The sequence below is a fragment of the Nocardioides bruguierae genome (assembly GCF_023554635.1).
Classification (GTDB): domain Bacteria; phylum Actinomycetota; class Actinomycetes; order Propionibacteriales; family Nocardioidaceae; genus Nocardioides; species Nocardioides bruguierae.
This window is the reverse complement of the sequence record NZ_JAMJPH010000003.1, coordinates 305,489-319,949: the sequence shown is the minus strand read 5'-3', so window position 1 is coordinate 319,949 and position 14,461 is coordinate 305,489. Positions and strand designations below refer to the sequence as shown.

The following is a 14,461-nucleotide window of genomic DNA, read 5'->3' as shown; positions in this document are numbered from 1 at the left end:
GAAGGAGACCACCCATGGGTACGACCGGTCTGCTCATCACCGCCATCGTGGCGGTGGCGGTGCTGCTCGTCGCGATCATCCGGCTCAAGCTGCCGGCGTTCCTCGCACTCCTCGGCGTCAGCGTGCTCACCGCGCTCGTCGTCGGCATCCCGCTCGGTGACGTCGTCACCACGATCGTGGAGGGCATGGGCGGCACGCTCGGCAACGTCGCCCTCCTCGTCGGCCTGGGCACCATGCTCGGCAAGCTCATCGAGGTCTCGGGCGGCGCCCGCTCGCTGGCCGACACGTTCACCTCGACGTTCGGCGAGGCCAAGATCATCGCGGCGCTGACCGCGGTGGCCTTCCTGCTGGCGATCCCGGTCTTCTTCGACGTCGGGTTCATCGTCCTCATCCCGATCATCTACGGCTTCGCCGTGGCGCTCGGCGCCGACCCGGTCAAGGTCGGTCTGCCCGTCGGCGGCATCATGCTCGCCATCCACGTGACCGTGCCCCCGCACCCGGGCGTGGTCGGCGGCGCCGCGATCGTGGACGCCGACCTGGGCTGGATCACCATCTTCGGCCTGGTCATCTGCATCCCGCTGGCGTTCCTCAGCTACTACGTCGCCGGCGTGCTGAACAAGCGCGACATCGCGATGCTCCCCGAGACCGCGCGCACCTTCGCGTCGTTCCGCGCCTCCATGCTGGCCTCCGGCACCGGCGCCACCGGCACCCCCGCCGCGGAGGAGAACGAGTCGGCCGTCGTCAAGGCGGCCCGCGAGAACCCGGCCGGCTCCGGCTCGGTGATGTTCTTCATCCTGCTGCCGATCGTGATGATCATGGCCGGCACCATCGGCGGCCTCATGGTCACCGAGGGCTCCACCGCCGACACCGTGCTCGGCTTCGTCGGCGCTCCCGCCGTCGCCCTGCTCGTGACGACCTTCATCGCCTACTACGTGCTCGGCACCCGCCGCGGCGTCAGCTCCGCCGACCTGGGCTCCGCCCTGGACGCGGGCCTCGCCCCGGCCGCGATCATCATCCTCGTCACCGGCGCCGGCGGCGTCTTCGGCAAGGTGCTGACCGTCTCCGGCATCGGCACCGCCCTGGCCGACTCGCTGTCCGCCACCGGCATGCCGCTGCTGCTCGCCCTGTTCCTGGTCGCCGTGGTCCTCCGCGTCTCCCAGGGCTCGGCCACGGTCGCCATCGTCACCACCCTCGGCCTGCTCACCACGGCGGTCGTGGGCGGCGACTACACCACCGTGCAGGTCGCCCTGCTCGTCCTGGCCACCGGCTTCGGCGCGCTCGGCTTCTCCCACGTCACCGACTCCGGCTTCTGGGTGGTCACCCGGTTCCTGGGTCTCTCGGTGGCCGACGGCCTGCGCACCTGGACCGTGCTGACCTCGGTCCTCGGCATCGCCGGCTTCCTGCTCACCGCCGTCTGCTTCGGCATCGTCACCGCGGTGGGTCTGTGACGGCTCACGCCACCGCCACCGCGACCACCCCGGCCGACCTGGCCGGGGTGGTCTCGGCGCGTCTGGCCGCGGGCGGAGCGGTGACGGCGGTGGCCTGCTACGACTTCTCGACCGCGCTGGCGACGGTCACGGCCGCCGAGGAGCGCAAGCGTCCGGTCATCCTCCTCGTGCCGCCGGTGGTGGCCGCCGAGGCGACCGGCCTGCGCCTGGTCCGTGCGCTGCGCGGGCTCGCCGACGGCGCGAGCGTGCCCGTCGTCGTCCAGCTGGACCACGCGAGGGACCCCGACCTCATCGAGGCCACGGTGGACGCCGGCGCGCACGCCGTGCTCGCCGACGGCTCGCACCTCTCCCTGGCCGACAACGCCGCCTTCGTCGCCTCGGTCATCGCGCGGCTGCCCGAGGGCACCTGCGTGGAGGCCGAGCTGGGTGCCCTGGCCGGCGACGAGGACCGCACCGACAAGGTCTCCCACGTGCCCGCCGGCATGACGGACCCGGCCGACGTCGCGGTGTTCCTGGAGCGCTCCGGCGCGCACCTGCTCGCGGTCTCCATCGGCAACGCGCACGGCAACTACGTGGGCGACCCGCACCTGGACTGGGAGCTGCTGGCCCGCATCCGCGAGGTCAGCGACGCCGCCGGCGTCCCGCTGGTGCTGCACGGCGCGTCGGGCCTGCCCCGCGCCGACCTCGCCGCCGCGCCCCGACGCGGCATCGGCAAGGTCAACGTCAACACCGAGGTGCGCCAGGAGCTGCTCGCCAAGCTCGGCTCGGCCGTGCCGGCGGCGGTCTCCTCCGGCGCCAACGTGCGCGGTCTCGTGGCCGCGTGGCGCGGGCAGGTCGGCGAGACGGTCGGCGGGTTCCTGGACCTGCTCGACCCCTGATCGCCCCTCCCTCAGCACGCGACGCAGCACGGACAGCAGAGCGCCCCCGCTCCGGTCACCAGACCGGGCGGGGGCGCTGCCGCGTCCGGGACCTAGGCTGGTGCGATGCCCCTGCTCGGACCCCTCGACCCGCTGCCGCGACCGCACCGCGTGCTGGTCGCGGGCACCTCCGGGTCGGGCAAGACCACCCTCGCGCGCCGGGTCTCGGCACTCACCGACATCGGGCACACCGAGCTCGACGCCCTGCACCACGGTCCGCAGTGGACGCCCCGGCCGGAGTTCCTCGACGACGTCCGGGCACTGGTCGCGGGACCGACGTGGATCACCGAGCTCCAGTACGGGACCGCCAGGCCCCTGCTGCTGGAGCGTGCGGACACGCTCGTCTGGCTCGACCTGCCACGACGCACCGTGATGCGACAGCTCGTGGCGCGCACGCTGCGCCGTCGGCTCCGCCGGGAGGTGCTGTGGAACGGCAACGTCGAGCCACCGCTGCACACCTTCCTCACCGACCGCGACCACGTCGTGCGCTGGGGCTGGCGCGGGCACGGACGCACCGCGGCCCGGGTGGACGACGCGCGGGTCGCCCACCCGGGCCTGGTCGTGGTGCGGCTGCGCAGCCACCGCGAGGCCGACGCCTGGCTCGCCGGGCCGCTGACGGACGCGACCCGGGGCGGCTGAGCCGCCAGCCCTGAGGGATCCCGAGTCTCAGAGGTCCAGCACGAGCCGGTCGGAGCAGGCGCGGGAGACGCACAGCATCATGCAGTCCTGCGCGGCCCGCTCGGCGGGCTCGAGCACGGAGTCGCGGTGCTCCACCTCGCCCTCCAGCACCCGGGTCTCGCAGGTGCCGCAGGTGCCCTCCGCGCAGGAGGAGAGGACGTCGACGCCCGCCTCGTGCACCACGTCGAGCGCGCTGCGGTCGGCCGGCACGTGCAGGGTGACGCCGGTGCGGACGAGCTGCACCTCGAAGGGCCGGGCGGGCCCGAGGTCGGCGTCCTCGCGCGGGGCGAACCGCTCGAGGTGCAGCGAGCCCGAGGGCCAGTGGGCGCAGCTCTCCTCCACCGCGTCGAGCAGCGGACCGGGGCCGCAGACGTAGACCTGGGTGTCGGCCAGCGGCGTGCCGAGCAGCTCGGCCAGGGGCAGGTGGCCCTCGGTGTCCTGCGGGACGAGGCGCACCTTGTCGCCGTGCACGGCCAGCTCCTCCAGGAACGCCATGGACGCCTTCGTCCGACCGCCGTAGACGAGATGCCACTCGGCGCCGGCCGCCTCGGCGGCGGCGATCATCGGCAGGATCGGGGTGATGCCGATGCCGCCCGCGAGGAACAGGTACCGGGGCGAGGGGCTGAGCGCGAAGTGGTTGCGCGGGCCGCGCACGACCAGGCGGTCGCCGACGGAGACGCCCTCGTGCAGGTGGGCCGAGCCGCCGCGGCTGGCGGGCTCGCGGAGCACGCCGATGCGGTAGCGGCCGCGGTCCTCGACGTCACCGCACAGCGAGTACTGGCGCACGGGGGCGTCACCGGCGACGACGTCCACGTGGGCACCGGGCGCCCACGACGGCAGCCGGCCGTCCGCGGAGTCGGCGCGCAGGGTGATCGCCACGACGCCGTCCGCCGCCTCGACCTTCTCCTCCACGACGACGGCATGCTCGGTGAGCGCGGTCGAGGCGGTCTCCTCGCGCTTGCCGTCGAGCGCCTGGGTCTCGGCGGCGGGCGGGGTGAAGCTGACCGGCAGGTGCTGCCAGCAGTACATGTTGACCGAGCTGGGGTAGAAGGTCGGGGCACCGTCGAGCTCGTAGTCGCCGAGGACCGGCAGCGCCTCCTCCAGCGCGATCCGCACCTCCAGGCGCGCCAGCGGCGCACCGAGGCAGCCGTGCACGCCCTCGCCGAAGCCCACGTGCTTGATCAGGCCGCGGGTGACGTCGTAGCGGTCGGCGTCGGGGAAGCGGCGCTCGTCGCGGTTCGCGGCGCCGGTCACCAGGGCCACGCGGGAGCCCTGCGGGATCACCTGGCCGTGCAGGTGCACGTCGCGCGAGGTGGTGCGGGCGGTGAGCTGGAGCGGGGTCGCCCAGCGCACGGCCTCCTCGATGGCCTGCGGGATGAGGGTGGGGTCGGCACGGACGAGCGCGCGCTGGTCGGGGTTCTCGGCCAGCAGCTTGAGCGTGGTGGCGGTGAGGCCCGCGGTGGACTCCACCCCGCCGAGGAACAGCACCATCATCAAGCCGAGGACCTCGGAGGCGGGGTCGATGTCCTCGGGCGCGAAGGGGACGCCGTCGATCTCCGCGTGCGCGATGAGGCTGACCAGGTCGTCCTGCGGGCGCTCCTTGCGCTCCTGGAGCAGGTCGCGGAAGTACTGCGTGATGGCGGCGGTGTCGACCACGGCGGCGTCGGTGAGGTGCGGGGTGCCGGGCACGCGGCCCTTGAGGCCGTGGACCCAGCCCTCGAGCCGCTCGCGCTCCTCGCCCGTGGCGATCGGCAGGCCCATGAGCGTGAAGAACACGTCGAAGGGCATCGGCCAGGCCAGCTCGGCGGCGAGGTCGGCGGTGCCGCGCTCGCGCCACTGCGCGACGAGGTTGCGCACCACCCGCCGGATCGGCTCCTCCAGGCCACCGATCCGGCGCGGGGTGAACCACGGCTGCACGATCGCGCGGATCTTGTCGTGGCGCGGGTTGTCGGTGTTGGGCAGCGACCCCGGGCCGAGCTGCATGTGCGCGGTGTCGTCGAGGTCCATGCCCTCGAAGCTGCGGAAGGTGTCGGCGTCCAGGATCGCAGTGCGCACGTCCTCGAAGCGCGAGAGGGCGTACCAGCCCCAGCGCTCGCTGTGGAAGACCGGCGCCGCGTCGCGCATCCACGCGTACGTGGGGAACGGGTCGTCGTAGAAGCCGGGGGCGAACGGGTTGTACTCGGGCACCACAGTGGTCATGGCGAGGTCCTTCTCGGGTCGGACGCAGGGCCGCGGGAGGTCTCGCGGGCAGCTCGCGTCGGGGCCGTCGGGGCACGTGGCCCCGGTCACAGCACAGGAGTGTGCGGGTCGGCGAGAAGCGCGGTCAATGGTTTCCGCGCATTTTTCTAAAGCGCTTTAGTCAATCCATGGAAATGACCGCGCTTGCCCCCTGCGGCCGAGGCGGCTAGACCTACGCCATGCCCGACGTCCCGCCCGCGACCCCGGAGGCCCGCCCCCGTCGTCCCGCCCGCCGCGTGACGCTCGCCGACGTGGCCCGCGCCGCGAACGTCTCCCCCACCCTCGTCTCGCTGGTGCTGCGTGACCGGCCCGGCGCCGGCCCCGCCACTCGCGAGCGGGTGTTGGCCGCGGCAGCCGACCTCGGCTACCGCCCGGACCTGCGGGCGCGCTCGCTGGCCAGCCTCGACTCGCAGATGCTCGGCGTGCTCTTCGGCCAGGAGGGGCACTTCCACCTCGAGCTGCTCGAGGCCCTCTACGGGGCGGCCGAGCAGGTGCGCTGGGGCCTCGCCCTCGGCTTCAGCACCCCCACCCGGGACGAGGCCACGGCACTCACCTCGCTCCAGGACCTGCGCTTCGACGCGCTCGTCATGCTCGGCCCGCAGGTCGCCGAGCCCCGGCTCGCCGGCCAGCTGCCGCTGGTCGTGCTCGGCTGGGAGGTCGCCCATCCGGAGGTCGACGTGGTCCGCTCGGACGACGACGCCGCCATGAGCCTGGCGCTCGAGCACCTGCACGACCTCGGCCACCGCCGGATCGCCCACCTGCGCGGCGGTCCGGGGCTGGTGGCCGCCTCCCGCGCGGCCGCCCTGGCACGGGCCGCCGACAGGCACGACGACGTGACGCTCGAGGTGGTCGAGTGCGCCGGGCAGGACCAGATGGACGGCTTCCTCGCGATGACCGAGATGCTCGCGGACGCCGACGCACTGCCGACGGCGGTCGTGGCGTACAGCGACGACGTGGCCGCCGGCGCGCTGACCGCCCTCAACCAGGCCGGCGTCCGCGTCCCCGAGCAGGTCTCCCTCGTCGGCCACGACGACAGCCGCCTGGCCGGCGCGGAGGTCCTGGGCATCACGACGCTGCGCCAGGACCCGCGCACCCTGGCCGACCTGGCGGTGCGCCGCCTCGTGGCCCGCGCGGGCGGCGAGGACGTGGGCGAGCGCGTGCAGCTCGTGGCGCCGACCCTCGTCCAGCGACGCACCACCGGCCCGGCGCCGGCCTGAGGTCTGCACCTGGGCAAGGTTTCCGCGCCTCGGACTAGCACGTGCTAGCCACGACGCGTACGCTGTGTGGCACGTCACCTTCTCCGGTCCGGCCCCCGTGCGGGCCCGGCCTCATGGGGACGTGCCCCACACCCACCCGAAGCCGGTCCCCGGCGTCCTCACAGCGGAGGAAGTCCATGCGCTACGGCGTCTACAACGCGATCCTGCACGACCGGAGCCTCCCCGAGGCCCTGGAGGTCATCTCGTCGGTCGGCCTGACCGGCATCGAGATCAACACCGGCGGCTTCCTGCCCCCGGTGCACGTGCCGAACATCGACGAGATCCTCACCAGCGACACCGCGCGCGACGACTTCCTCGGGATCTTCGAGGGCACCGGCGTGGAGATCGCCGGCCTCAACTGCAACGGCAACCCGCTGCACCCCACCAAGGCCATCGGCGACAAGCACTCCGAGGACGTGCGCCGCTCGATCAAGCTGGCCGCGCGCCTGGGTCAGACCCGCGTCGTGACCATGTCGGGCCTGCCCGGCGGCGAGCCCGGCTCGACCCGCCCCAACTGGATCGTCAACGCCTGGAACTCGGCCGCCCTCGACGTCCTGGACTACCAGTTCGACGTCGCCGCCGCGTTCTGGAAGGAGACCGACCGTCTCGCCGCCGACCTCGGCGTCAAGGTCGCTCTCGAGCTGCACCCGCAGAACGTCGTCTTCAACCCGCGCGACATCCGCCGCCTCGTCGAGATGACCGGCGCGACCCACGTGGGCGTCGAGCTGGACGCCTCGCACCTGTTCTGGCAGCAGATGGACCCGGTGGCCGTCACCGCCGACCTGGGCGAGCTCGTCTTCCACGCCGCCGCCAAGGACGTCCGCGTGAACACCGAGCGTGCCGCGCTCTACGGCGTGCTGGACAACGGCTTCCGCAAGCTCGACCCGTCCGAGGACCGCGTGAACCTCGGCGGCGACGAGTGGGCCAACGAGTGGCCGAAGGACTCCGCGTGGGACTTCGTGGCCCTCGGTCGCGGCCACGACGCCGACTTCTGGTCGCGCTGGCTCGTCGAGCTCAACAAGATCGACCCCGACATGTGCGTGAACATCGAGCACGAGGACACCTCGCTCGGCCGCGTCGAGGGCCTCACCGAGGCCGCCGGCGTCCTGTTCGAGGCCGCCGAGAAGGTCGGCCTGCGCTGACCCCTCCCGCGTGGATCAGCCACTGATCCGCCCCACGAGACCCTCCCTCGGAGCCCTTCAGGGGAGGTGAACGCACACGGGCCCGCTGCCACCGGCAGCGGGCCCGTGCTGCGTCCCGGACGTGCACACCTCGCCCGACCGTGCTGTAATGAGACTCGTTCTCATTCTCATGAACGGAGGAGCGCTGTGCGCACACCCCTGCTCGTCGTCACCGGCGTCGACGCCACGGCCATGGACGCCGCGGTGCTGGCGCTCTCGCTGGACCTGCCCGGCGTGGTCGTGGTCCGGCACCGCATCGACCCCGTCACCCAGGTGCTCACCCGCACCGTCTCGGACGCCTCCGGCCACCTCGAGACCGCGCACGTCGAGCTCGAGCACGCCTGCGTCGACTGCGCCCTGCGCGAGGACGTCCTGCCCACCATCGAGCACCTCGCTCGCGCCGGCCGCTGGGACGCGGTCGTCTCCTGCCTGCCCGTGGCCAGCGAGGCCGACCAGGTCAGCGCCGTCCTCGAGCACGACACCCGGCTCGCCCGCCACGTCCGGCTCGCGAGCGTCGTGGCGGCCCTCGGGGGCGAGGTGGACGCCGGCGGGGAGGACGTCGTCGAGGACCTGCTCTGCGACGACGACCTGGCCGACCGCGGCCTGCAGACCGGCCCCGACGACGACCGTGGCCTCGGTGAGGTCGCCTGCGCCCAGGTCGAGCTGGCCGACGTCACGGTGCTGACCGGCGGGTCCGGGCCGCAGCTCGCCGCCCTCGTCGGTGCCCTGGCCCGACCAGAGGCCATGCTCGTGACCGGCTGCGCGGAGCTCGACGCCGGTGCCCTGCTCGCCGGGCGGCACGACCACGAGGCCGCGGTCGCGTGGATGCTGCCCACCGACGACGAGCCGCTGGCCGAGCCGTCCGCCGAGCAGACCGGCGAGGCGCGGGCCTGGCGCCGCGTCCTCGTCTCCCACCGCCCCTTCCACCCGGAGCGGCTCGTCGACGACATCGAGTCGCTGGGCTGTGGCCGGTGGCGTGCCCGCGGCTGCTTCTGGGTCGCCACCCGACCCGGCGACCTCGGCGAGTGGAGCGGCGCCGGCGGCCAGCTGAGCATCGGCACCTGGCAGCGCTGGGGCGCCCGCACCCCGCTCACCCGGCTCGTCTACACCGGCGTCGGCGAGCCGCCCGCCGGCCTCGAGGAGGCGTTCGAGCGGATGCTCGTGACCCCCGAGGAGGGCCTGCTCGGCACCGGCTCCTGGCGGGTCGCCGAGGACGGTCTCGAGCCGTGGCTCGGCGAGATCACCGACGTCGCCTGACCCCACTTCCCCGACCCCTTCCCATCGAGAGGAGCACGCCCATGGCCGTGCCCAAGCGCCGCACGTCGCGCAGCAACACCCGCCACCGCCGGTCCGCCTGGAAGGCGACCGCCCCCGACCTGGTGCCCGTCGTCGTCGACGGCGAGGTGCACCGCGTGCCCCGGCCGCTCGTGCGTGCCGTGCAGCGCGGCCTGGTCCAGCTGCCGGGGAACGCCCGATGAGCGCGCCGCGCGGGGCCCGCAAGCCGCGGACCACCACCCGCACCCGCCGCTCGCAGCCGCTCCTGGCACCCAGCGTCGCCCACGTCGACTACAAGGACACCGACCTGCTGCGGAAGTTCGTCTCCGACCGCGGCAAGATCCGCAGCCGCCGCGTCACCGGCATCACCCCGCGCCAGCAGCGGATGGTCACCCGGGCGATCAAGAACGCCCGCGAGGTCGCGCTGCTCCCCTACACCTCTGCGCGCCGCTGAGCGCTCCCGCTCCCCGTCCCCGAAGGCTCCGAAGGAGACCCGATGAAGGTCCGCAACTCCCTGCGCTCGCTGAAGAAGCAGCCCGGCTCCCAGGTCGTGCGCCGCCGCGGCCGCACGTACGTCATCAACAAGCAGAACCCCCGGCTCAAGGCCCGCCAGGGCTGAGGCCCCCGCCCGTCCACGAGAGGACCGCATGTCCCGCACCTGCATGGTCACCGGCACCACGCCGCAGTTCGGCCACCACGTCTCGCACAGCCACCGCCGCACCAACCGACGCTTCGACGTCAACGTCCAGAAGAAGCGCTACTGGGTCCCCAGCCTGGGCCGACGCGTGACGCTCACGCTCAGCGCCCGCGGCATCACGGTGGTCGACGCCCGCGGCATCGAGGCCGTCGTCGCCGACCTGCAGCGGCGAGGGGTGAGGCTCTGATGGCCAAGACCTCGAAGATCGCCGCCAACGAGCGCCGCAAGCGCGCCGTCGCGCGGTACGCCGAGCGCCGGGCCGCCCTCAAGGAGGCGGTGCGGACGGCGTCCACCGCCGAGGCCAGGGAGGCCGCCGTGCGCGCCCTCTCGAGGCTGCCCCGCGACGCGAGCCCCGTGCGCGTGCGCAACCGCGACCAGGTCGACGGACGCCCCCGCGGCTACGTCGGCAAGCTCGGGCTCTCACGCCTCAACCTGCGCTCGATGGCGCACCGCGGGGAGCTGCCCGGGATCACCAAGTCCTCCTGGTGACCCGCCCCTGACAGGCGGGGTGGGGTGCTGCTCGTGGTGGTGCTCGAGCCCCCTCCCCGTCCACCCGTCCGGCCCGTCGACGCCTCCTCGGAAGGTGTCGGCGGGCCGGCGTGCGTCCGGGCTCCCAGCTCCGGGGCTCAGCGCGCGCTCAGTGCGCGCTCGCGGCGCGGCGCTCGCGCGTGGCGAGCACGGTGTCCAGGCCCCAGGCCGCGTAGGCCAGGACGAGCAGGACGAAGCCGGCGACGCAGATGCCGGTCCAGCCGCCCGCGTCCCAGGCCGCCACGCCGATGGCCGAGCCGAGCGTGGCGCCGAGGAAGTACCCGGTCATGTAGAGCGAGGTGATCCGGGCGCGGGCCGCGTCGTCGAGGGACTGGATGACGCCCTGGTTGGCCACGTGGGTGCCCTGGAGACCGAGGTCCAGCAGCACCATCGCCACCACGAAGACCACGATGGACGTGGCGCCCCAGGTCGAGAACAGCACCCAGGCGAGGCCGAGGGAGCTGATGGTCGCGAGGCCGAGCCAGCGGTCCCAGCCGCGGTCGACGCCGCGTCCGACAGGCGTGGCCGCCACCGCGCCGGCGACCCCCACCAGGCCGATCAGCCCGATGACCCCGTCGGAGAGGTCGAACGGGTCGCGCGAGAGGTGCAGCGACATGGTCGCGAAGACCGCGCTGGCCCCCGCGAACGTCAGCCCGCCCATCAGCGTACGGCTCACCAGGCGCGGGTAGCGCACCAGCAGCGGCGGCATCGAGCGGAGCACGGCCAGGTACCGCGGGGTGGGTCCTTCGTGCCCGCCCTCGGGAGCCAGGGCGCGGACGCCGAGCAGGGCCAGGACGGCGAGGACGGCCGCCACCCGGTAGACGGTCTGCCAGCCGCCCAGCTCGGAGAGGAGGCCGGCCACGCTGCGTCCGAGCAGGATGCCGAGCAGCATCCCGCTCATCACCGTGCCCACGGTCCCGGCCCGCCGGCCGGGCGGCGCCAGCGAGGCCGAGAACGCCACGAGCACCTGGGAGGTGACCGCGCCGAACGCCGTGAGCACCAGGCCGGCCAGGAAGGCCGGGTAGGTGGGCGCGAACCCCTGCGCCACGAGCCCGAGGGCGACGAGCGCGAGCAGGACCGTCGCCAGCCGACGCCGACGCAGCAGGTCGCCCGAGGGCACGATGAGCAGCAGGCCGAGCGAGTAGCAGACCTGCGCCACGGTGACCGACGTGGCGGCCGCGGAGTCGGAGACCCCGAAGCCGCGCGCGATCGAGTCGACCAGCGGCTGGTTGTAGTAGTTGGTCGAGGCGGTGGCGCCCGCGACGCCGGCGAAGAGCCAGATCGTGGCGCGCCGGGCGCCGCCGTCGGGCCGGGTGCCGGGGTCGTCCCCCTGCGGCTGGTCGTGCGGCCGGTCGTGCTGCTGGGCCACGCTCACGTGGCGGCTCCCTTCCGAGATGGGAGCGTCGGCTCAGAAGAGCTGGCGCAGGTTCGTGCGGGCCAGGTCGATGATCTCGTCGCCGCGACCGGACATGACGGTGCGCAGGGCGTAGAGCGTGAAGCCCTTGACCTGCTCGGCGGTGACGGTCGGCGGCATCGACATCTCCTGGCGGTCGGTGACCACGTCGATCAGCGAGGGCCCGCGGTGGGCGAGCGCCTCCTTCACGGCGGCCTCCACGTCGTCGGACTCCTCGACCCGGACGGCGTGCAGGCCGATCGCCCGCGCGACCTGGGCGAAGTCGGGGTTGTCGAGCTCGGTCGCGAAGTTCACGAACCCGGCGGCCTTCATCTCCAGCTCGACGAAGTTGAGCGAGGAGTTGTTGTAGACGACGACGGTGACGTCCAGGTCCAGCTGCTTCAGCGTCAGCAGCTCGCCCATCAGCATGGCGAGGCCGCCGTCCCCGGCGAGCGCGACGACCTGGCGGCCGGGGTGCGAGGCGGCCACGCCGATGGCCTGCGGCAGCGCGTTGGCCATGGTGCCGTGGCTGAAGGACCCGATGAGGCGCCGGCGTCCGTTCATCGTGAGGTAGCGCGAGGCCCAGGTGACCGGGGAGCCGACGTCGGGGATGAAGACGGCGTCGTCGCTCGCGTGGGTGTCGATGACGCGGGTCAGGTACTGCGGGTGGATCTTGCGGCCGGGCTTGGTGGGGCTGGCCAGGTCGTCCAGCTGCGCGCGGGTCTTCCGGTAGTGGGCGAGGGCGTCCTCGAGGTGCCCGCGGTCGGTCTTGCGGGTCAGCCGCGGCAGCAGGCCCCGGGCGGTCTCGGCCACGTCGCCGACGATGCCGAGGTCGATGGTGGTGCGCCGGCCGAGCTGCTCGCCGCGGATGTCGACCTGGATCGTCGTGGCGTGCTCGGGGAAGAACTGGGTGTAGGGGAAGTCGGTGCCCAGCATCAGCAGGGTGTCGGACTCCTCCATCGCCTTGTAGCCCGAGGAGAACCCGAGCAGGCCGGTGAGGCCCACGTCGAAGGGGTTGTCGTGCTCGAGGTGCTCCTTGCCGCGCAGCGCGTGGACGACCGGCGCGCCGAGCGTGTCGGCGAGCGCCACCACCTCGTCGTGGGCGTCGGCGCACCCGGCGCCGGCCAGGATCGTGACGCGCTTGCCCGCGTCCAGCAGGCGGGCCGCCTCGGCCAGCTGGTCGTCCTGCGGGACGACGCGGGGCCGGGTGGTCGTGATGGTGGAGACCGTGGTGTCGGCGGCCTCGGCCAGCGCCACGTCGCCGGGGACGACGAGGACGGCGACGCCCTGCTTCTCCACGGCGGTCTGCATCGCGATGCGCAGGAGACGCGGCATCTGGGCGGGGCTGGCGACGTACTCGGAGTAGACGCTGCACTCGCGGAACAGGTCCTGCGGGTGGGTCTCCTGGAAGTAGTTGGTGCCGATCTCCGCGGTGGGGATGTGGGCGGCGATGGCGACCACCGGCACGCGTGACCGGTTGGCGTCGTAGAGGCCGTTGATCAGGTGCAGGTTGCCGGGCCCGCAGGACCCGGCGCAGACGGCGATGCTGCCGGTCGTGGCGGCCTCGGCGGACGCCGCGAACGCCGCCGCCTCCTCGTGCCGCGTGTGCATCCAGCGGATGCCGGAGCCACGCAGGGCGTCGGTGAAGCCGTTGAGCGAGTCACCGGGGACGCCGTAGACGCGCGTGACGCCGTTGGCCTCGAGGGTGTCGACGATGTTCTGGGCGACGGTGGTCATGAGCAACCGATACCCACCCCGGGCACCGACCTAGTCGCACCCGGTCGGTCTCACCCGTCACACCGGGTGGGGTGGTGCGGGGCGTCCCCGTCCGTGGATCGGGCGCAGACCAGGACTCCGAGTCCTAGGACGACCCGGGCGGTGGTGAGTAGGACGCCGGCGGGGCACCGTGGAGGCATGACCACCTCCCCCGAGCCCACGAACACCTCCTCCGTCCGCACCGGCCACCTGGGCGAGAAGCCCGTCCACCGCATCGGCTTCGGCGCGATGCAGCTCGCCGGCCCGGGCGTCTTCGGGCCGCCGTCCGACCCCGAGCGAGCGCGCACCGTGCTGCGCCGCGCGATCGAGCTGGGCGTCGACCACGTCGACACCGCGCAGTTCTACGGCCCCGACGTCGTCAACGACCTGATCCGCGAGGCCCTGCACCCCTACCCCGAGGGCCTGCGCCTGGTCACGAAGGTCGGTGCCTACCGCGACGAGCAGGGCGGCTGGCTGCCCGCCGGGCGCCCCGAGCAGCTCAAGGCCGCCGTCGAGGACAACCTCCGCGGCCTCGGCGTGGAGCGGATGGACCTGGTGAACCTGCGCCGCTACGAGCGCGACGCCCCCGGCGCCGACGCCGCGCCGCTGGAGGACCAGCTCGGTGCGCTCGCCGAGCTGCGCGAGGAGGGCAAGCTCGACCTGATCGGTGTCTCCTCGGTGCACCTCGACACCGTGCGCACCGCTATCGAGACCGTCGGCATCGGCCAGGTGCAGAACCCCTACTCGCTGCTCGACCGCTCCGACGACGACGTGCTGGCCCTGTGCCGCGAGCACGGCGTCGCGTACGTGCCCTACTTCCCGCTCGGCTCGGCCTTCAGCGGCGGACCCGCCGCACTGGCCGCCGACCCGCACGTCGCGGGGGTCGCCGAGCGGCACGGGGCGAGCGCCACCCAGGTCGCCCTCGCGTGGCTGCTGGCCCGCTACGACAACCTGCTGCTCATCCCGGGCACGTCGTCGGTCGCGCACCTGGAGGAGAACATGGCGGTGCTCGACGTGGCGCTGGACGCCGACGACCTCGCCGAGCTCGAGAAGGTGGAGCCGAGGCCGGTCGGTCACTGAGCCAGGCACCGGCAC

15 protein-coding genes are annotated in these 14,461 nt (G+C 73.5%); 12 read left to right on the top strand and 3 right to left on the bottom strand.

All coding sequences use genetic code 11. From position 1 onward, the window contains the following. Positions 1-14 precede the first annotated feature (14 nt). The 3 genes from M8316_RS03825 (at position 15) to M8316_RS03815 (ending at position 3,004) form a co-directional block, all read left to right on the top strand. Complete coding sequence (locus M8316_RS03825; protein ID WP_250052170.1) at positions 15-1,448, top strand: GntP family transporter; 1,434 nt, start codon at positions 15-17, stop codon at positions 1,446-1,448. Further along, positions 1,445-2,326, top strand: coding sequence for a class II fructose-bisphosphate aldolase (locus M8316_RS03820; protein ID WP_250052169.1), 882 nt, complete (start codon positions 1,445-1,447; stop codon positions 2,324-2,326). The genes M8316_RS03825 and M8316_RS03820 overlap by 4 nt, the downstream gene beginning before the upstream one ends. A gap of 105 nt (positions 2,327-2,431) precedes the next feature. Continuing rightward, positions 2,432-3,004, top strand: a complete 573-nt coding sequence (locus tag M8316_RS03815; RefSeq protein ID WP_250052168.1) for a P-loop NTPase family protein — start codon at positions 2,432-2,434, stop codon at positions 3,002-3,004. Positions 3,005-3,031: 27 nt separating this feature from the next. Here M8316_RS03815 and M8316_RS03810 read toward each other — a convergent pair whose 3' ends face one another. Next, complete coding sequence (locus M8316_RS03810; protein ID WP_250052166.1) at positions 3,032-5,242, bottom strand: cytochrome P450; 2,211 nt, start codon at positions 5,240-5,242, stop codon at positions 3,032-3,034. A gap of 218 nt (positions 5,243-5,460) precedes the next feature. On the opposite strand from M8316_RS03810, the gene M8316_RS03805 reads away from it, so the two are divergent. From M8316_RS03805 to rpsN, 8 genes are all read left to right on the top strand, one after another. Then, the gene (locus M8316_RS03805; RefSeq protein WP_250052164.1) at positions 5,461-6,498 is read left to right on the top strand and encodes a LacI family DNA-binding transcriptional regulator; all 1,038 of its coding nucleotides are present in this window, start codon (positions 5,461-5,463) and stop codon (positions 6,496-6,498) included. Positions 6,499-6,674: 176 nt separating this feature from the next. Continuing rightward, positions 6,675-7,679 carry a sugar phosphate isomerase/epimerase family protein gene (locus M8316_RS03800; protein WP_250052162.1) on the top strand — a complete coding sequence of 335 codons (1,005 nt, stop codon included), beginning with the start codon at positions 6,675-6,677 and terminating at the stop codon, positions 7,677-7,679. 186 nt (positions 7,680-7,865) lie between these two features. Then, complete coding sequence (locus M8316_RS20965; protein ID WP_250052160.1) at positions 7,866-8,975, top strand: CobW family GTP-binding protein; 1,110 nt, start codon at positions 7,866-7,868, stop codon at positions 8,973-8,975. Between the two features lie 41 nt (positions 8,976-9,016). After that, positions 9,017-9,196, top strand: a complete 180-nt coding sequence (rpmF, locus tag M8316_RS03790) for a 50S ribosomal protein L32 (protein WP_250052158.1) — start codon at positions 9,017-9,019, stop codon at positions 9,194-9,196. Next, positions 9,193-9,447, top strand: a complete 255-nt coding sequence (gene rpsR / locus M8316_RS03785) for a 30S ribosomal protein S18 (RefSeq protein WP_250052156.1) — start codon at positions 9,193-9,195, stop codon at positions 9,445-9,447. The genes rpmF and rpsR overlap by 4 nt, the downstream gene beginning before the upstream one ends. Positions 9,448-9,489: 42 nt before the next feature. Next, on the top strand, positions 9,490-9,612 hold the full coding sequence (gene ykgO / locus M8316_RS03780; protein ID WP_139979359.1) for a type B 50S ribosomal protein L36: 123 nt from the start codon (positions 9,490-9,492) through the stop codon (positions 9,610-9,612). Between the two features lie 28 nt (positions 9,613-9,640). Then, entirely contained in the window at positions 9,641-9,877 is a 237-nt protein-coding gene (gene rpmB / locus M8316_RS03775; RefSeq protein WP_250052154.1) for a 50S ribosomal protein L28, read from the top strand. Continuing rightward, on the top strand, positions 9,877-10,179 hold the full coding sequence (rpsN, locus tag M8316_RS03770) for a 30S ribosomal protein S14 (protein WP_250052152.1): 303 nt from the start codon (positions 9,877-9,879) through the stop codon (positions 10,177-10,179). The genes rpmB and rpsN overlap by 1 nt, the downstream gene beginning before the upstream one ends. A 148-nt stretch (positions 10,180-10,327) precedes the next feature. On the opposite strand, the gene M8316_RS03765 is transcribed toward rpsN, so the two are convergent. Next, positions 10,328-11,593: an MFS transporter gene (locus M8316_RS03765; protein WP_250052150.1), complete on the bottom strand. Its 1,266-nt coding sequence runs from the start codon at positions 11,591-11,593 to the stop codon at positions 10,328-10,330. 33 nt (positions 11,594-11,626) lie between these two features. Then, positions 11,627-13,348 (bottom strand): ubiquinone-dependent pyruvate dehydrogenase, encoded by a 1,722-nt coding sequence (gene poxB, locus M8316_RS03760; RefSeq protein WP_250052148.1) that lies wholly within the window; start codon positions 13,346-13,348, stop codon positions 11,627-11,629. A gap of 177 nt (positions 13,349-13,525) precedes the next feature. Between poxB and M8316_RS03755 the strand changes: the two genes are divergently transcribed. Then, on the top strand, positions 13,526-14,446 hold the full coding sequence (locus tag M8316_RS03755; RefSeq protein WP_250052146.1) for an aldo/keto reductase: 921 nt from the start codon (positions 13,526-13,528) through the stop codon (positions 14,444-14,446). Positions 14,447-14,461: the final 15 nt, after the last annotated feature.